Raw genomic sequence first — 17,537 nt, 5'->3', positions numbered from 1 at the left:
CGCGAAGGCCTCAGGAGACGCCGGCGCTTCGCGTCAGGACGAAGTTCGTACCGTTGGCAAGCGTGCAGTTCATCTGGTTGGATGCGGCCAGCAGGCACGTCGCGTTGGTGTTCTGCCTGCTCTTCAGGGAATAGAAGGACAGGTCGATCGTGCGAGCGTCGCGATGGGTGTACGACCCCTCGGTCAGCGTCTCGCCGGTCTGCACGGAGCGGGAGCTGAAACGCCCGCCCTGAAGCGTCGACACGGCAACGCCGTCCGTGCCCATCCACTGCCCCTCGACGCCCGTCTGCCGCGCCATGCGCGACCCGCCGCCTGCAAAGTCGGATTGGCAACCGGCCAGCGCCAGTGCGGCCACCAGACCGCCAAGCGTGAGAACATTGCGTGCCTTCATCTGTCGACCTCCTATCGCTCGCCGGACCGTGGCCGGCTGCGCACCGCGTCCTGAAGCCCATCCGAGCACGCGATGTGCCCGGACCACAACACTTTTTTCAATTGCCCGATTTCGAGACCATTGCAAGCACCGCGCGCCGCCAGCAGCTCAGCGCACGAGAATGTTGCGGAACTGCCACGGGTCCGTTTCGTCGATATCCTCGGGGAAAAGCCCGGGGCGCTCCTCGAGCGGCGTCCAGTCCGTATAGTAGCCCTTCACCGGTCCGAGATAGGGCATCTGGACCTCCAGGCAGCGCCAATAATCGACCTCGTCAGCCTCGACGATGCCCGCTTCCGGGTTCTCCAGCGCCCATACCATGCCTGCCAGGACCGCCGACGTCACCTGCAGGCCCGTCGCATTCTGATAGGGAGCGAGCTTGCGCGCCTCCTCCAGGGAAAGCTGCGATCCATACCAGTAGGCGTTCTTTTCGTGCCCATAGATGAGGACGCCGAGTTCGTCGATGCCGTCGACCAGTTCGTTCTCGTCGAGCACATGGTGTTCCGGCTGCGCCTTGCCGCCGGAGCCGAACATCTCGTGCAGCGACAGGATGGCGTCGTTGCAGGGATGGTAGGCATAGTGGCAGGTCGGGCGATAGGTGACCTTCCCTTTCTTGTCGCGCACGGTGAAATAATCGGCGATCGAAATCGATTCATTGTGCGTGACTAGGAAGCCATATTGCGGGCCGGGCGTCGGACACCAGGTGCGCACCCGCGTGTTGGCGCCGGGCTGCTCCAGGAAAATCGCTGCCTTGCAGCCCTTCTTCTGCTTGCGGGCGTTCTTCGGCATCCAGGTCTCGTGCGTGCCCCAGCCCAGTTCGGCCGGCTGCAGCCCCTCGGAGATGAATCCCTCGACGGACCACGTGTTCCAGAACACGTTCATCGGCTTGGGCTTTTTGGCCCGCTGGGTGTCGCGTTCGGCGATGTGGATTCCCTTCACGCCGCACTTCTTCATCAGCTTCGCCCAGCCTTCCCGGTCCCCGGCGCCGGGCTCGTCGAACTCCAGCCCGAGATCTTTCGCCAGGTTGACCAGGCCCTGCTTGACGAACCATGAGACCATGCCCGGATTGGCTCCGCAGGTGGAAACGGCGGTCGTCCCGCCGGGATTCTTCGCCTTTTCCTGGCGAACCGTCTCGCGCAGCGCGTAATTGGTGCGGGCGGCGTTGTCGGCCGTCTGGTCGAAGTAGAAGCCGAGCCAGGGTTCCACGACCGTGTCGATGTAGAGCACCCCGAGCTTGCGGCAGAGCTTCATGATGTCGAGAGAGGACGTGTCGACGGAGAGATTGACGCAGAAACCCTGGCCTTCGCCCTCGGTCAGAAGCGGCTTCAGGATGTCCTTGTAATTGTCCTTCGTGACATGGCGCTGAATGAACCTGATGCCCCGCTCATCGAGGAGCTTGCGGTCGGTGTCGACGGGATCGATCACAACCATCCGCTTCTTGTCGAACTTAAAGTGACGTTCGATCAAAGGTAAGGTTCCGCGACCGATCGAGCCGAAGCCGATCATCACGATGGGACCGGTGATCTCACCGTGAACGGGCCAGTCTTTTGCAGCCATCATGCGCCTCTCACAAACTATATTTTCAAAGCCTCAAAACACAGAACGTTGTCACAATAAAGCGTAAACCCTTGATCGAGGTCCGGAAGCCTTTGTCATTGCTTAAGCGCTTCGAGCCCGGGCACGGCTTTCGAAACGGCGCATTCGGTGATCTCGTACCGGGCAATGCCATGCACGGCGAAGGGGTCTTCCCGAAGGCACGCTTCAAGCGCCGCACGATCGCCTTTCGCCAGGATGATGCCGCCCGTGCGCGGCACCTTGCGGCCCGACGCCAGGAACAGACCCGCTTCGTAATGTTTCTCCAGCCACGCCATATGGGCCGGAACATGCATCTCGACGTCCTCGATGGGAGCCATATAGTTCAAGGAAACGATGAACACCCGTCTCTCTCCTGTTGTTGAGCAATCGTTTCAAGCCCCGCCCGCACCGGCGGCGAAGCGCGCCTTCAAAAGCGCCTCCTCATACTCGCCCTCTGCGGTGGAATCGAAGACCACGCCGCCACCGACATTGTAGACGGCCTCGCCGTCCGGAAAGAGCGACACCGTTCGTATCGCCACGTTGAAACGCATGCTGCCGTCGGGCGCCGCCCAGCCGATCGCCCCGCAATAAGCCTCGCGCGGTTCTTCCTCGAGTTCATGCAGGATCTGCATGGCGCGGATCTTGGGGGCACCGGTCACCGAACCGCACGGAAAGAGGGCTTCGAAGATCTGGCTGAGCCCGACCCCTTGCGCCAGCTTCGCCCGCACGCGGCTTACCATCTGATGCACGGTCGGATAGGTCTCCACATGGAAGAGCTGCGGCACATCGAGCGTGCCCACCTCGCAGACGCGTGAAATGTCGTTGCGCAGGAGATCGACGATCATGCGGTTCTCGGCCTGGTTCTTCGGGTCGTTGTGCAGGAACGCCTTGATTTCGGCATCCTCTTCGGGGGTTTCCCCCCGCGGTGCCGTCCCCTTCATCGGCAGGGTCTCGATCCAGCCGTCGCGCGAGACCTGGAAGAACAGTTCGGGCGACCGCGACACGATCACCGGCCAGCCGAGACCGACGAGCGCGCCATGCCGCACGGGCTGCCGCGCGGTCAGCGCATCGAACAGCGCCCTGGGCGTGCCGCGCCAGCCGGCATGGATCGGAAAGGTGAGATTGGCCTGATAGCAGTCGCCGGCACGCAGATGATCCCGCAACCGGTCGAAGCGGATGCGATAGTCCGCTAGGCTCCACACCGGGCGTGTGTCGAACAGCGCGCCCTCGCTCGTCCCGCATACCGTCGCCGGGCGCTCCTCCGGCGGATCGAACACGCCCAGGCACAGAAGCGGTGCGCGCCGGCCCGCCGGTAACAGGTGCACGAGCTTGCGCTCCAGCAGGTAGCCCGCTTCGTAGGAAAGATAACCGGCGATCCACGCCCCCCGCCGACGCGCCTCCGCCGCCTCATCGAGGGCGGAACGAAACGATGCCGCGTCTTCGGCCACCAGCAGCGCGCGAGGGCGGGAGAACAGCATCTCCCGCCCCTCCGCATCGTCGCGGAACAGAACGAAAGGCTCGTCCGCCGGGCTCACGGATGCCTTCTCGATACCGGCAAGTCAGCCGCCCAGCGCTTCGAGCTCATCGATCAGCCCTTCGATGACCGACAGTCCCTTGCCCCAGAAATCCGGGTCCGACGCGTCCAGTCCGAACGGTTTCAGAAGTTCGGAATGATGCTTCGTGCCGCCGGCCTCGAGCATGGCGAAATATTTGTCCTGGAAGCCGTCCGGCGCCTGCCGGTAGACGGCAAAAAGCGAGTTCACCAGGCAATCGCCGAAGGCATAGGCATAGACATAGAACGGCGAATGGATGAAGTGCGGGATATAGGCCCAGAAGGTCTCGTATCCCTCGCGCAGTTGCACTGCCGGCCCGAGGCACTCGGCCTGCACCTCCAGCCACAGGGCGCCGATCTGGTCCGAGGTGAGTTCGCCGTCGCTGCGCCGCTTGGCGTGCACCTTCCGCTCGAATTCGTAGAAGGCGATCTGGCGGACGACCGTGTTCAGCATGTCCTCGACCTTCTGGGCGATCATCGCCTTGCGCTCGCGCGGCTCCGCCGTCCGCTCGAGCAGCGACTGAAATGTGAGCATTTCGCCGAACACGGACGCCGTTTCGGCGAGCGTCAACGGTGTCGGCGCCATCAGCGCCCCCTGCCGTGCGGCCAGCACCTGATGGATGCCGTGGCCCATTTCGTGCGCCAGCGTCATCACGTCGCGCGGTTTGCCGAGATAGTTGAGCAGCAGGTAGGGATGCACCGAAGGCACGGTCGGATGCGCGAAAGCGCCCGGCGACTTGCCGGAGCGCACCGGCGCGTCGATCCAGTTGCGGTCGAAGAAGCGGCCGGCGATCTCCGCCATCTGCGGCGCGAAGGCGCCATAGGCGTCGAGCACCGTCTTCTTCGCTTCGTTCCAGCCGATCACCGCCTGCGGCGTCTCCGGCAGCGGCGCGTTGCGGTCCCAGTGGCTGAGCTTTTCCAGCCCCAGCCACCGTGCCTTCATCGCGTAGTACCGGTGCGACAGGCGCGGATAGGCGTCGCGAACCGCCTGCGCCAGCGCATCCACCACCGGACGCTCGACCCGGTTTGCCAGGTGACGGGAGTCGGCGATGTCGTCGAAGCCCCGCCAGCGGTCGGAGATTTCCTTGTCCTTGGCGAGCGTGTTGGTGATCAGGGTGAAGATCCGCAAGTTCTTGCGGAACGTCTCGGCCAGCGCCTCGGCGGCGCGGCGGCGCTTCTCGCCGTCGGCATCCTGCAGGAGGTTGAGCGTCTGCTCGATCGCCAGTTCCTTGCCGTCCACCACAAAGCGCAGGCTCGTCATCGTCTCGTCGAAGAGTCGGTTCCAGGCCCCGCGTCCGGTCACGGATTTCTCGTGGAACAGCTGCTCGATGCGGTCCTCGAGCTGGAACGGCTTTTCGCGCCGGATGTCCAGCACCCACGGCTCGTAGCGGGCGAACGCCTTGTCCGCGGCGAGCGCCGCATCGATCGTCGCATCGTCGATCTTGTTCAATTCGAGCGTGAAGAAGATCAGATGCGCGCTGGCGTCCGTCAGCTTCTCCTGCACATCGCCGTATAGCTTGGCGCGCCGCGGATCCGAGGTGTCGCCGGCATAGAGCAGCCCCGCATAGGAAACGATGCGGCCCATCAGTTCTTCCAGCGCCTCGTAGGCTTCGACCGCCTCTCCGAGGCGCCCGGCCTCGCCCTTGGCCACCTCCCCGGCAAGCTTGCCCTTCCAGGCCGCCTCGAACCGCACGGCTTCGTCGGCGGCACGATCAAGATCCCGCTTCAGTTCGGGCGCATCCAGCGCCGGATAAAGGTCGCTCAGATCCCATTCGGGCAGAGCGCCCAGCCCCATGGTCGCTGTTTCTGCGGCGACTGCCGCCTCGGTTGCCGCAACGGGTGTGGCGAATACTGGAAATTGGGCCATGAAGGTCCTCATCAAAGCTGTCCTGTCCGATCCGGATCGGAAAGGTTTCGTTCACCGGAATCCTTGAGCCCTTGTTTAGAAGCCTATGCCATTTTGATCCACCCTGATCGAGGAAGGCGCGCGCGATATCATCACGCCATTGCACAAATGCGACATGTCTGAAGCCGTTCTCATAGTCGATGACGACCCGATCCAGCGCCGCCTCCTGCAAGGAGCCGTCGAGAAGCTCGGCCACGCCGCGCTGGCGGCGGAGAACGGCAGTGTCGCCCTGGACCTGCTCGGCCGCGCCGAGCCGCACCCCCGGGCAATGATCCTCGACCTGATGATGCCTGGGATGGACGGCATCGAGGTTCTGCACCGGATGCGCGACCGGGGGCACGCGATCCCGGTCATCGTGCAGACCTCCAAGGGCAGCATCGACACCGCGGTGGAAGCGATGCGCGCCGGTGCGTTCGACTTCATCGTCAAGCCGGTCGCGCCGGCGCGTCTCGGCACGGCAATCGGCAACGCGCTGAAGGTGGCGGCACTGGAAAGCCGCGAACGCAACGCCAAACGCCCCGCATCGGACTATTCCTTCAACGCGCTGGCGACCAACAGCGCAGCAATGCGGCGCGTCATAGAGCTGGGCCGCAAAGCCGCCGCCACCGACATCCCGATCCTGATCGAAGGCGAATCCGGTGTCGGCAAGGAACTCATCGCGCGCGCCATCCAGGCCGCCGGTGAACGCAGGCGCAAACCGTTCATCACCGTCAACTGCGGCGCCATCCCCGACACGCTCGTCGAAAGCATCCTGTTCGGCCACGAGAAGGGGGCGTTCACGGGGGCCACCGAAAAGCACACCGGCAAGTTTGTCGAAGCCGACACCGGCACCCTCTTCCTCGACGAGATCGGCGACCTGCCGCTCAGCGTCCAGGTCAAGCTCCTGCGTGCGGTCCAGCAGGGCGAGGTCGATCCCGTCGGCGGACGGGGCACCCGCAGGGTCGACATCCGGCTGATCTCCGCGACGAATCACGATCTCATCAGCCGCGTCAAGGAAGGCCGATTCCGCGAGGATCTCTTCTACCGCCTGAACGTCTTTCCGATCATGGTTCCGCCGCTGCGGGACCGCAAGGAGGACATCCCCCTGCTTGTGCAAGGCTTTATCGCCCGCTTCGCCCCCGAGCATCAGAACCGCATCACCGGCATCCGTGCCGACGCTCTTCAGCTCCTCGCCGATTACGACTGGCCCGGCAACATACGCCAGTTGGAGAACGCGGTGTTGCGCGCGGTCGTCTTGTGCGACCGGGGCATGCTCGGCAAGGAGGATTTCCCGCAGATCCGCGCCCAGGTGGAAGGCATCGATCCGGACACGGGAGCCGCCGGGGCCGACCGCGCCGCGCCTGCATCCGGGGCCTTTTCGTCCCCGATTTCAGAGCGTGTCGATCCGGCTGAGGCGTCCGCTTTGCCCAAGGGCCTGTTGCGCGCCATCGACGAGAACGACAACATCCGGCCGCTCGAAGCGATCGAGGGCGAGCTCATCAGGCTCGCGATCGAGCATTATGAGGGGCAGATGAGCGAGGTCGCCCGCCGCCTCGGCATCGGCCGTTCGACCCTTTATCGCAAGCTCAAGGAGATGGGGATCGAGCCGGCCGAAAAGATGCGGGCGGTCGCGGCAAGATCAAGCAAGGGTCCGTTCTAGCCTTCCTGCGGCCCGGTCCTTGCCACATTCTGCCGGATGGCCGACCAGGCCCCCTTTCCATTCCCCTTGTCCACAAGTCCGTGCGAATCATGCGCCCGGGCGTTAAGCAATGATTCACCATGGAACGGTTCGTTGCCTTTTGCCACGTTCTCGCCATCCTCTTCGCGCATTCCTCCTTTAATAAGATCGGGTTAACCATTAGACTGGATATTCAGAAGGTGGGACGAAATTTCCGGGCCTAGGCTCGGGGGACACATCACCAAGCCTGCAAGGCCACGGATCTTGAGACAAAACGACGCTAACGTTTTTGGATGGCGCTTGCCGTCACTCGTACGGGTGAGGCTGCTCGCCGGTTTGATGCTCGCGATGGGCGCCCTTGCCGCTGCCACGCCGGCCGCCCATGCCGAAACGCGCACCCTGAAGCTGTATTTCATACACACCAAGGAGCGCGCCGAGATCACCTACAAGCGCAACGGCCGCTATATCCAGAGCGGCCTCAAGGAGGTCAACCGCTTCCTGCGCGATTGGCGGCGCAACGAGCCGACCAACATGAGCCCGCAGCTTCTCGATCTTCTCTGGGAAGTCTACCGGGCCAGTGGCGGACGTGACTACATCCACGTTGTCTCCGCCTACCGCTCGCCGCAGACCAATTCGATGTTGCGCAGCCGTTCCAATGGCGTTGCCAAGAAGAGCCAGCACATGCTCGGCAAGGCGATCGACTTTTACATTCCCGGCGTCAACTTGGCGAAGCTGCGTGCCACCGCGCTGAAGTTCCAGGCCGGCGGCGTCGGCTATTATCCGCGTTCGGGCTCCCCCTTCGTTCACCTCGATGTCGGCAGTGTGCGCCACTGGCCGCGCATGAGCCGTAAGGAACTCGTTGCGCTGTTCCCGGACGGCAAGACACTCCACGTCCCCACCGACGGCAAGCCTCTGCCCGGCTACCAGCAGGCGCTGGCCGCCTACGAATCGCGCAAGCGCAGCGGCAGCACGGTCCAGGTCGCCCGCGACACCGGCAACGGCCGGAAGGGTGGCGGTCTCCTCGCCGCGCTGTTTGGTGGCGGGGCCGACGAGGAAGAGGATAATGCGGACGTGAGCGTTGCCTCGGCCCGGCAGCCTTCTCGCCAGGCTCCCGCGCCGGCCGCAGCCGTTCCAGCCGCACAGCCTGCTGCTGAACCGCCGGCTCCTGTCGAAACGCCGGCGACGATCCTCGCCGCCCTTCCCGAGCGCAGCCTGCCCCTGCCCCGTTCGGCGCCGCGGCCCGACGCCGCGGTCGGACAGCCGCTGCCCTTCGAGGTCAAGCCGGTCGAGGATGCGCCCGTCGTCGAGCAGACGCCGCCCGCGGATGCCGGCACCGCCCTTCTGGTTGCTGCGAATGTACCGCTTCCGACGCATCGTCCCGACTACACCCCGCCTCAGGCGACGCCCGACAGCGCCACGCGTGATGCGCTGATCCAGATGGCCTCGGCGACGACCGATGCGCCCGACGCCATCGCCAGCGTTCTGGCCGATGCGGAAAAAGATCTGCAGCAGCCGATCACCACTGCGGCCTATCTGCCGGTACCCTCGCAGCGCCCGCAACGCGCTGCCGCCGCCAACGACTTCACGCTGGCTTCCCTGCCGCAGCCGGCCCCCGCCCCGCAACCGGCCTCCGCCCCGCAGCCGCCCGCTGCCCCGCTGCCCTCGGCGGACGAGGCAGTCGCCAACGCACCGGCGGTCACCTCGCCGCCTGCACAGCGTGGACAGCCGGTTTCGGCGTCTCCGCGGCTGGCGCTGCTGACGAGTGGCGATGCATCGACGGCCGCCCGAACGGCCAAGCGTGTCCACACGACCAGCAAATCGGCCAAGCCGGGGCCCAAGGACGTTTCGCCCGAGGCCCAGCCGGTTGTCGTGGCGGCGGATGCGAGCCGCGCCAGCCGCGCGCTCAGCCGTCAATCGATGCTGACCGAAGCCGCTCACGTGACCCACCCGCCGGCGTTCGACAGCGAGTTCGTCCGCTCGCCCAACGCCGTGTACACGACCGGTTTCCAGCAGAACATCGCGGTGGCCGACGCAACGCGCTTCACAGGCAAGGCGGTGAACTTCATCTCGATGGCGAAGTTCCGGACGAATTGATCTCCCCAAAACTTGGGGGAGATCAAATTAATTTTTCACCGTGACCGTCAAATGGCGGTCACGTATTTTGTGCATTCATAATTTATACAATTAAAAGCTCAATCTTACTTTCAATCAAAAATCGAACAATATACTCAGACCAAAGTTACATTGAAAAATATGGATAAAAGCAATGAATTACTTTATTAAATCCATAGCATTAGCTGCAATTATCGCACTTGGAGTATTCATAGGAATATATGTATCGAACGCAAACAGGTTTTTTGCCACCCAGTGCTATATGCAGGTCGTCACGGACTCGGAAGATCTGGGCTCAGGCCATGGGGATTGGCGTTATCAATACCAAGCCACTTGCTACACCGACCAAGGGCGTGAAATGGAAACGACCTTCCTGGCACCCAAAATCTTGAAGCAGAAGGCATATCTGCGCTTGTACATAAAAGGCGGTGCTGTGACGGCGTGGGAAGAAGTCGGCTTCAACCGCATTCCTCCGAAAGCCGCAGCCCGATTGCTGGCACCACACACGGGGGAATAGCTCTGGCGCGTGGATATGCTCCCGTTGCGCTAGCAATTATCTGAGAGACCGCGCCTCCCGTGCCAATTCCTCGATCGCCGCCCAGTTTCCGGCGGCGATCTCCTTTTCCGGCGCCACCCACGACCCGCCGACGCAGATGACGTTCGGCAGGGACAGATAGTCCCTTACATTCTTCAGCGAAATCCCGCCGGTCGGGCAGAAGCGGATGGTCGCCAGCGGCGAAGACAAGGCCTTCAGGAACGGCGCGCCTCCCGCCTGTTCGGCGGGAAAGAATTTCAAGAGACGATACCCTTCCTCGCGGGCCGCCATCACCTCGCTGGGGGTGGCAGCCCCCGGCAGGAAGGGCACCTCGGACATCGAGGCCACGTCGAGCAGCTCCTGCGTGATGCCGGGGCTGACGATGAAGCGAGCCCCGGCCGCAACGGCCTGCGAGAAATCCTTGGATGTGAGGATGGTGCCGGCGCCGACGATTGCATCCGGCACCTCTTCGGATACGAGGCGAATGGCGTCGATGGCATCGGGCGTGCGCAGGGTGATCTCGATGGCCGGCAGCCCCCCGCGCACCAGCGCCTGCGCCAGCGGCACGGCATCGGCAAGCCGGTCGATCTTCAACACGGGAATGACCGGCTGCCCCTCCAGGATCCCCAGCAGCGCCTCGTCCTTCTTGTGCATGGCAGCTTTCGTCTGCATGGTGATCTCCTCGGGCTCGCCGCAAATGAAATGGTTGAAGAAATGAATTCCGCCGCCCTTGAACACCTTTCATTCGCCCGACGCAAGGCCTCGCCAGTGGTCTGACCGAAACAGATGGTACCCATCCGTTTCGACAAGTCAGCCCACAAGCGATTGATCTGGTGGGGCGTTTTTCCCAACAGATGAGTACCATCTGTTGGGATCGCACCGCTAGGCGCCGCGCCGTAAAAGGCCGAGGAGCCAGCGTCCCGCCTTCGACAGGAACGATCCCAAAGGCATGGCCTTGCGCAGCGCCGCCCATGTGGCCGTATCAACGACGCCGTCCGCTTTCAGACCCTGGTCCTGCTGGAACCGCGCCAGGGCCTCGCGCGTCAGCCGCCCGAAGACGCCATCGGCCGCCACCGGATAGCCGAGCGCGGACAGCAGGATCTGCAGATCGCTCACCGCGGGCCCGCGCGCGCCTTCGGCTAACCGTCCATGCGCCTGGCCATCGTCCGCCGCCGCATAACGACGGTAGGCCCGCGCCAGCTTCCGGTCATATTGGCTCGCGGCGAATCCCGGGCCGTTGTAGCCACGCGCGAAGGCTTGCCAGTCGTGCCGGGCGAGCGCCTTCTGCAAGCCCGCCTGGCGGACATAGGCGAGCATCAGCCTGACCTGCCCGGCGAGCCCGCTCCTCGCCTCGGCCACCAACCCGTCGACATCGGCAAAACCCAACCGGCTCCAATGGACGCCCATGACCTGCCCCACCCCCCACGACACCGATTCATACGCGGCTCGGCGGTCGATCGCGGCAGCCCGCCGCAGCAACGCCCAGCGCTCCGCCTGGCTCCTCGGGTTGAGAACCGCACCGGCCCGCGGGTCGGCCAGCCCGGTCCGGCGGGCCTCTGCCCGGCGCTCGCCCGACAGCCGCCGGTCGAAGTAATGGCCTTCGAAGCGGATCAGCGGCTCTGTGCGGCCGTCGATCACGGCATGCGCGTGCCCGCCGCTCTCGATCTCGGCGACGGCCAGCACCGCCGCCGGCTCGAATCCCTCGGCCCGCGCCATGGCGCTGATCGTCTCGATTGCCTCCGGCGCAAACATCGTCATTCCTCATAAATGTTATCCTGCATTATTGTCGCGCCGCTTTTCCGGGCGGGGAGAAACGCCGCCGGATAACGCCCGGCGCCACCTACAGCGCCGTGCGTCTATTTGGACGCATGGCGCTGTAAGTCTTAGAAACTGCGCATCGTGCTTTCCGAAAATTGATTCCGATTTTTGGAAAGCACGATGCGCTAATTCTTCCCCGTCGAGCGGCGCTGCCCATGTTCCGGTTGCAAGCTACCTTCCTGCGGCTTAGGAGACGGGAATGATTTCCCTTCCGCCCGAACCGGCCATCCGTGTCGCCGCACTCTATCGCTTCGCGCCGCTCGCCGACCATGCGGCGCTGCGTGCGCCGCTTGCCGCCTTCTGCTGCGAGCGCGGCATTCGCGGCACGCTCCTCCTGGCCGCGGAAGGCATCAACGGCACGGTCGCAGGCAAGCCTGAGGCGATCGAGGCGCTGATCGGGCATCTGCGCTCCATCCCCGCGCTCGCGGATCTGGATGTGAAATACAGCGGCGCCGCCGAGATGCCCTTTCATCGGATGAAGGTGCGTCTGAAGCGGGAGATCGTCACCATGGGCGTGCCGGAGATCGACCCGGCGCGGCATGCGGGAACCTATGTGGAGCCGACGGACTGGAACGCTCTGATCTCCGATCCCGGGACGGTGGTCATCGATACCCGCAACCAGTACGAGATCGCCATCGGCACCTTTGCCGGCGCCGAGGATCCGCATACGGAGACCTTCCGCGATTTCCCCGCCTGGGCCGAAAGAAATCTCGACCGCCTGCAGGGCCGCAAGGTCGCCATGTTCTGCACCGGCGGCATTCGCTGCGAAAAGGCCACCGCCTTCATGAAGCTCAAGGGGGTGGACGAGGTCTATCACCTGAAAGGCGGCATCCTCAAATATCTGGAGGAGGTGCCGGCATCGGAGAGCCTGTGGCAGGGAGAGTGCTTCGTCTTCGACGAGCGCGTTTCCGTTCGTCATGGGCTGACGTTCGGCGAGGCAAGCCTCTGCCGCGCCTGCCGCCATCCTCTGACGGCCGAGGAACGCCGGTCCCCGCTCTTCCAGGAAGGGGTGTCGTGCCCGCACTGCGCCGGGGAGCGCAGCGAGGGGGACCGCGCCCGCTACGCCGAGCGTCAGCGCCAGGTGGAGCTTGCCAGGAAACGCGGCACGCCCTTCCCCATCGGCACGCCGACCGCGCGGTAGCGCATCGTTCTTTCCAGCAACTTGCAGCACCGACAGGCGCACACCCTGTCATTGCAATGACAACATCACCTTCCTACCTTTGCGCAGACGGCCGGAAAGCCGGATGGCGAACACGAGGAGACGCGGATGATCGATCCCAAGAAGCTGCTTGACGACTTGCTGGGCTCGCAGGTGCCCGGAACGCAGGGCACGGTGCGCGAGAAGGCCGGCCAGGCCGCACAGCTTGCCAGGGACAATCCGCTGGCGACCGGCGCCATCGCCGCTGTCCTCCTCGGCACCAGCACGGGCCGCTCCGTCACCGGCAGCGCCCTCAAGCTCGGCGGCCTCGCCGCGGTGGCCGGTCTCGCCTATAAGGCCTACCAGAACTACCAGGCCGGCAAGGAGCCGCAGCAGGCGGCCAGGGAAGGAGAGCTTCTGCCGCCGCCGCGGGACACGAGCTTCGATCCCGCGCAGGCGCCGCAGGGGGAAAGCGAGTTCGCCCTGATGCTGGTGCGCGCCATGATTGCCGCCGCCCGCGCCGATGGTCACATCGACGATGCCGAGCGCGGCAAGATCGCCGACAGGCTGAAACTCGCCGGCATCGGCGATGAGACCGAGGCGTTCCTCATCCGCGAACTGGAAGCGCCGGTCGATCTCGATGCGTTGATCGCCGCCGCCCAGACCGACGCTCAGAAGATCGAGCTCTACACGGCCTCGCGGCTGACGATCGAGCCGAAGACGCGCGCCGAGCGCGGTTATCTCGACATGCTCGCAGGGCGCCTGCGCCTGCCGGATTCGCTGATCGACCACATCGAGGCGACGGTCTCGGAAGCGACCGCCTGACGGGCTTGCCTTGACCTCTCCGCGCCGCCCCTCATACTATTGCTTCGGGCGGCGCGTGATGGCCGCCTCTGGCCCAAGGTTCGGGCAGCATCCGGGGCGCGGATGCTGGCCCTCGACCACCATACAGTCCCGTTGACCGAAGCGCGGCCCGCCGCGCGTCAGACCTTGGTGGTTTCATGTTCAAACGTGCCCTGGCGACCCTTCTCCTCCTCACCGCCTTCAGCCCCCTCGCTTCGGCCGCCGAAAAACTGACCGTTTTCGCCGCGGCCAGCATGAAGGATGCGATGGACCGCGCCGTCGTCGAATACGCAGCCGCCGGCGGCGGCCAGGTGACCGTCTCCTTCGCCTCGAGTTCGGTGCTGGCGCGCCAGATCGAGGCCGGGGCGCCGGCCGACCTCTTCATCTCCGCCAACACGGACTGGATGAATTATCTGGTCGAACGCGATCTGATCCGCGTGGAAAGCGAACGCATCATCGCCGGCAACAGCCTCGTCATCGCATCGGCACGGGGCGCGGAAGCCGTTGCGGATCCCGCGCCCCTGCTTGAAAAACGCTTTGCCATGGGCGATCCGAGCTACGTTCCGGCCGGCAAATACGCAAAGACCGCTCTCGAAACGCTCGGTCTGTGGCAGAAGGTCGAAGGCAACGCCGTCTTCGGTGAGAACGTCCGAGTGGCGCTCGAACTGGCCGGCCGTGGCGAGGTGAGGGCGGCCATCGTCTACGGTTCGGACCAGAAGGCCGCTGGCGACCTCGCTCGCGTCTACACCTTCCCCGCCGACAGCCATGCACCGATCGTTTATCCGGCAGCGGCCATCAGGAATGGCGCGCCTGGCGCCGAGGATTTCCTCGACTTCCTGACGAGCGGGGCGGGACAGGAAATCTTCGCCGAGCTCGGCTTTTCGCGCGCCCCAGACTAAGATTCGATGATGAGCGAAGCCGAGATATCCATAATTCTCCTGTCCGCGAAGGTGGCGTTCGTCGCCATAGCGTGCGCGCTGTTGCCGGCCTTCGCCATCGCCTGGCTCCTGGCGCGCAAGCGTTTTGCCGGCAGGGGACTGCTGCAGGCCCTCGTGACCCTGCCGCTCGTCTTACCTCCGGTCGCGACCGGCTACGGGCTGTTGATTCTGTTCGGCACGAAGGGGCCGCTCGGACGGTTTTTCGACAGCCTGTTCGGCCTCGAGTTCGCGTTCCGCTGGACAGGCGCGGCGCTGGCTGCCGGCGTGATGGCATTCCCGTTGCTGGTCAGGCCGATCCGCCTGTCGCTCGAAGCCATCGATCAGGGCTATGCCGAGGCTGCCCGCACGCTCGGTGCATCGCGCCTGGTCGTCTTTCTGACCGTCACCCTTCCTTTGGCCCTGCCCGGCATCATCGCCGGAGCCGTCCTCGGTTTCGCCAAGGCACTCGGCGAGTTCGGCGCGACCATCACATTCGTCTCCAACATTCCCGGACAAACGCAAACGCTCTCGCTCGCCATTTATGCCTTGCTGCAGACACCGTCGGGCGATGCGGCCGCGATGCGCCTCATCCTGCTGGCCATCGCCCTGGCTCTGCTTGCCATCATCGCCTCGGAGCTCCTTGCCCGCAAACTCACCCGAGACCGCCCGTGACCGCATTCGACATCGACATCAAGGGCCGGGCGGGCAGCTTCGCCATCGACGCAGCTTTTCGTGCCGAACTCGGCGTCACGGCGATTTTCGGAGCCTCGGGCGCCGGCAAGTCGACCCTCTTGAAGATGATCGCCGGCACCGCCCGTCCATCATCGGGGCGCATCGTCGTGGCCGGCAAGACGCTCTACGATTCGGTTTCCGGCATCGACCTTCCGCCGGAAAGGCGCGGCATCGGTTTCGTGTTTCAGGATGCCAGGCTCTTCCCGCATCTTTCCGTGCGGAAGAACCTGACCTATGCCCGATGGGCGGGGCGTCGCCCGGCTTCCCGGCCTTTCGGCGAGGTCGTCTCGCTGCTCGGCCTCGAAAACCGTCTGGACAGCGACCCTGCCACGCTTTCGGGCGGCGAGAGGCAGCGTGTCGCGATCGGCCGCGCGCTGCTCGCCGATCCGTCGCTCCTGCTGATGGACGAGCCGCTGTCCTCCCTGGACAAGGCCCGGCGCCGCGAGATCCTCCCCTATCTCGAGGCGATCCGCACGGAGACCGGCATCCCGGTCCTTTATGTCAGTCACGAGACCGCCGAGATCGCCCGATTGGCCGACACGGTCGTGGTCCTCGAGGACGGACGGGTGATCGACAGCGGACCGGCCGCGACGGTCCTGGCGCGGCTCAGCCTGGCCACGGGCGGTGATACAGAGGAGGCGGCGACGCTGATAGAGGGGCGCGTCACAGCGGTCGATCCCGCCTACCAGACGGCAACCGTCGCTCTCGATGGCGGGTCCATCGAGCTGACGGGCACCGGCTTCAACGCAGGCACGATCGTCCGCCTGAGGGTGCGGGCAACCGATGTCGCAATCGCCACCCAACCGCATGACGGGCTGTCGATTCGCAACCAGCTCTCCTGCCGCATCGACGAGCTGCGCCGCGAGGGCGCCCATGCGATGGTGGTGCTGGACCTGGGCGGGCAGCGTCTGATCGCGCGCATCACCGCCAAATCGGCGGATGCGCTCGAACTCGCTCCGGGCGGCCGGGCAATCGCCCTGCTCAAGGCCGTCTCGGTCGAGATGGCGCGCGTCGAGCAATCGACGCGGCGACCGCTCTGATCCGTGCGTCAGGCACGTTCCATGCTCACGCCGAGCGCGGGATTGCCGCGCAGCGTCTGATAGACCACGCAGTATCGCTCGGTCAGCTTCAAGAGCTGGTCGAGCTGCTCCTGGGATGCATCCGTGTCGAACCTGAAGATCAGGCGGATTTCGGCAAATCCCACGGGAGCGCTCTTGTCGACGCCCAGCGTGCCGCGAAAATCGAGATCGCCTTCGGCAGCGACCGTTCCCCGGCGGAGCGGAATCTCCAGCGCCGTGGCGACCGCCTTCAACGTCACGCCGGCACAGGCGACCAAGGCTTCGAGGAGCATGTCTCCCGAGCAAAGCTCCAGCCCCGTGCCGCCGGTCGCCGGGTGCAGGCCGGCTATCGCCAGCGCACGGCCCGTTTCCACCTTGCAGGCGATGTTCTGGTCATCGAGCGAGCCCTGCGCCTTGAGGGTGATGAAGGCGGCTTCGGGCTGGTTCCGGTATCGCTCCTTGAGCGGTGCCTGTACGGCACGCAGCGCGGCGACGTCCATTGCGGCAACTCCCCTTTCCACGACGGCACCAGCATACCGGAAATCCGCTTCGATAGCGTCTCATTTCATCGGGGCATCGGCGCAGCCCATCATGCCGCTTTGCGGGGACCAGGTCGCAGCATCCGCACAAGCACATCGGACTTGACGACGAAATGCTGCCAAAGGGCGCCGGCCGCGTGCAGGGCGACGGCGATGACGATGACGGGTTTGGCCAGTTCATGCACCTCGCCCATCGAGCTCACGCCCAGGAACCAGGCCAACGCCCCCGTAACCGGCATACCGAAGATGACGGCGTAGAGGATGACATGCACCGTGGCGGCGAGAAGCTTCTGGACACGGCTTTCGTCTGCGGGCGCCGGCGGAACCCCCTGGATGAAGCGGATCAACAGCCGTATGACCGCGAGCCCGAGAATGGCAAATCCCACATAGATGTGGATGTTGGCGTTGAAGACATCCGCTGCATCGGCCGTTTCCCCGCGGCGCAAGGCGCGATAGGCCGGTACGATCTCCTCGCCGAAGACGACCTGGAAGATCACCAATGCTGCGATCACCCAATGAAGAACAATCTGCACGGCTGAATAGCCGGCCGGCGACACCTTTGCTGCCATCGTATATCTCCAGGGCAAGAACCAGCCCAGCGATAACAGGTCGCCTGTCCAGAGCATTGATATAGAACAATTCACCGGAGCGGCGGCTCATGATTGCGAACACTTCCAAGTTTCGCTTGCATCGCGTCGGACCGGGTGGAAACATGCCTTTCGAGCGTC

General features: G+C 64.6%; 17 protein-coding genes. 8 read left to right on the top strand and 9 right to left on the bottom strand.

Annotation, left to right across the window (positions count from 1 at the left end; translation table 11 throughout):
• Positions 1-10: 10 nt before the first annotated feature.
• The 5 genes from NUU27_RS02275 to NUU27_RS02255 form a co-directional block, all read right to left on the bottom strand.
• Entirely contained in the window at positions 11-391 is a 381-nt protein-coding gene (locus NUU27_RS02275) for a hypothetical protein (RefSeq protein WP_257760421.1), read from the bottom strand.
• Between the two features lie 147 nt (positions 392-538).
• Positions 539-1,984, bottom strand: a complete 1,446-nt coding sequence (locus NUU27_RS02270) for a homospermidine synthase (RefSeq protein ID WP_257760453.1) — start codon at positions 1,982-1,984, stop codon at positions 539-541.
• A gap of 95 nt (positions 1,985-2,079) precedes the next feature.
• Positions 2,080-2,364, bottom strand: a complete 285-nt coding sequence (locus tag NUU27_RS02265; RefSeq protein ID WP_257760420.1) for a YciI family protein — start codon at positions 2,362-2,364, stop codon at positions 2,080-2,082.
• Between the two features lie 30 nt (positions 2,365-2,394).
• Positions 2,395-3,537, bottom strand: a complete 1,143-nt coding sequence (locus NUU27_RS02260) for an aminodeoxychorismate synthase component I (protein ID WP_257760419.1) — start codon at positions 3,535-3,537, stop codon at positions 2,395-2,397.
• Positions 3,538-3,561: 24 nt separating this feature from the next.
• Positions 3,562-5,349 carry a M3 family oligoendopeptidase gene (locus NUU27_RS02255; RefSeq protein ID WP_257760452.1) on the bottom strand — a complete coding sequence of 596 codons (1,788 nt, stop codon included), beginning with the start codon at positions 5,347-5,349 and terminating at the stop codon, positions 3,562-3,564.
• Positions 5,350-5,575: 226 nt separating this feature from the next.
• On the opposite strand from NUU27_RS02255, the gene NUU27_RS02250 reads away from it, so the two are divergent.
• The 3 genes from NUU27_RS02250 (at position 5,576) to NUU27_RS02240 (ending at position 9,746) form a co-directional block, all read left to right on the top strand.
• Complete coding sequence (locus NUU27_RS02250; protein WP_257760418.1) at positions 5,576-7,099, top strand: sigma-54 dependent transcriptional regulator; 1,524 nt, start codon at positions 5,576-5,578, stop codon at positions 7,097-7,099.
• A 357-nt stretch (positions 7,100-7,456) separates the two neighbouring features.
• A complete protein-coding gene (locus NUU27_RS02245) occupies positions 7,457-9,211 on the top strand; it encodes a DUF882 domain-containing protein (protein WP_257760451.1) in 1,755 nt (584 codons plus the stop codon).
• A gap of 172 nt (positions 9,212-9,383) precedes the next feature.
• Positions 9,384-9,746, top strand: coding sequence for a YxeA family protein (locus NUU27_RS02240; protein ID WP_257760417.1), 363 nt, complete (start codon positions 9,384-9,386; stop codon positions 9,744-9,746).
• A gap of 36 nt (positions 9,747-9,782) precedes the next feature.
• Here the strand turns inward: NUU27_RS02240 and NUU27_RS02235 are convergent, their stop codons facing one another.
• The gene (locus NUU27_RS02235; RefSeq protein WP_257760450.1) at positions 9,783-10,418 is read right to left on the bottom strand and encodes a 2-dehydro-3-deoxy-phosphogluconate aldolase; all 636 of its coding nucleotides are present in this window, start codon (positions 10,416-10,418) and stop codon (positions 9,783-9,785) included.
• 228 nt (positions 10,419-10,646) lie between these two features.
• The gene (locus tag NUU27_RS02230; RefSeq protein WP_308219947.1) at positions 10,647-11,522 is read right to left on the bottom strand and encodes an N-acetylmuramidase domain-containing protein; all 876 of its coding nucleotides are present in this window, start codon (positions 11,520-11,522) and stop codon (positions 10,647-10,649) included.
• Positions 11,523-11,781: 259 nt separating this feature from the next.
• Between NUU27_RS02230 and NUU27_RS02225 the strand changes: the two genes are divergently transcribed.
• The 5 genes from NUU27_RS02225 (at position 11,782) to modC (ending at position 16,252) form a co-directional block, all read left to right on the top strand.
• Positions 11,782-12,723, top strand: coding sequence for a rhodanese-related sulfurtransferase (locus NUU27_RS02225; RefSeq protein WP_257760416.1), 942 nt, complete (start codon positions 11,782-11,784; stop codon positions 12,721-12,723).
• 126 nt (positions 12,724-12,849) lie between these two features.
• Positions 12,850-13,545, top strand: coding sequence for a tellurite resistance TerB family protein (locus NUU27_RS02220; RefSeq protein ID WP_257760415.1), 696 nt, complete (start codon positions 12,850-12,852; stop codon positions 13,543-13,545).
• 176 nt (positions 13,546-13,721) lie between these two features.
• Positions 13,722-14,462: a molybdate ABC transporter substrate-binding protein gene (gene modA / locus NUU27_RS02215; protein WP_257760414.1), complete on the top strand. Its 741-nt coding sequence runs from the start codon at positions 13,722-13,724 to the stop codon at positions 14,460-14,462.
• A 6-nt stretch (positions 14,463-14,468) separates the two neighbouring features.
• Positions 14,469-15,152, top strand: a complete 684-nt coding sequence (gene modB, locus NUU27_RS02210) for a molybdate ABC transporter permease subunit (RefSeq protein WP_257760413.1) — start codon at positions 14,469-14,471, stop codon at positions 15,150-15,152.
• The gene (gene modC, locus NUU27_RS02205; protein ID WP_257760412.1) at positions 15,149-16,252 is read left to right on the top strand and encodes a molybdenum ABC transporter ATP-binding protein; all 1,104 of its coding nucleotides are present in this window, start codon (positions 15,149-15,151) and stop codon (positions 16,250-16,252) included. Before modB ends, modC begins: the two co-directional genes overlap by 4 nt.
• An 8-nt stretch (positions 16,253-16,260) precedes the next feature.
• Here modC and NUU27_RS02200 read toward each other — a convergent pair whose 3' ends face one another.
• Together NUU27_RS02200 and NUU27_RS02195 are read right to left on the bottom strand one after the other, a co-directional pair.
• The gene (locus NUU27_RS02200) at positions 16,261-16,770 is read right to left on the bottom strand and encodes an OsmC family protein (protein ID WP_257760411.1); all 510 of its coding nucleotides are present in this window, start codon (positions 16,768-16,770) and stop codon (positions 16,261-16,263) included.
• Positions 16,771-16,859: 89 nt separating this feature from the next.
• Positions 16,860-17,378, bottom strand: coding sequence for a cytochrome b (locus tag NUU27_RS02195; protein WP_257760410.1), 519 nt, complete (start codon positions 17,376-17,378; stop codon positions 16,860-16,862).
• Positions 17,379-17,537: the final 159 nt, after the last annotated feature.

Origin of the sequence: Nitratireductor sp. ZSWI3 (assembly GCF_024655565.1) — a bacterium.
In the GTDB taxonomy this organism is placed as follows: domain Bacteria; phylum Pseudomonadota; class Alphaproteobacteria; order Rhizobiales; family Rhizobiaceae; genus Nitratireductor.
The sequence above is the reverse complement of the archived record's forward strand: the minus strand, read 5'-3'. Positions and strand labels throughout refer to the sequence as shown.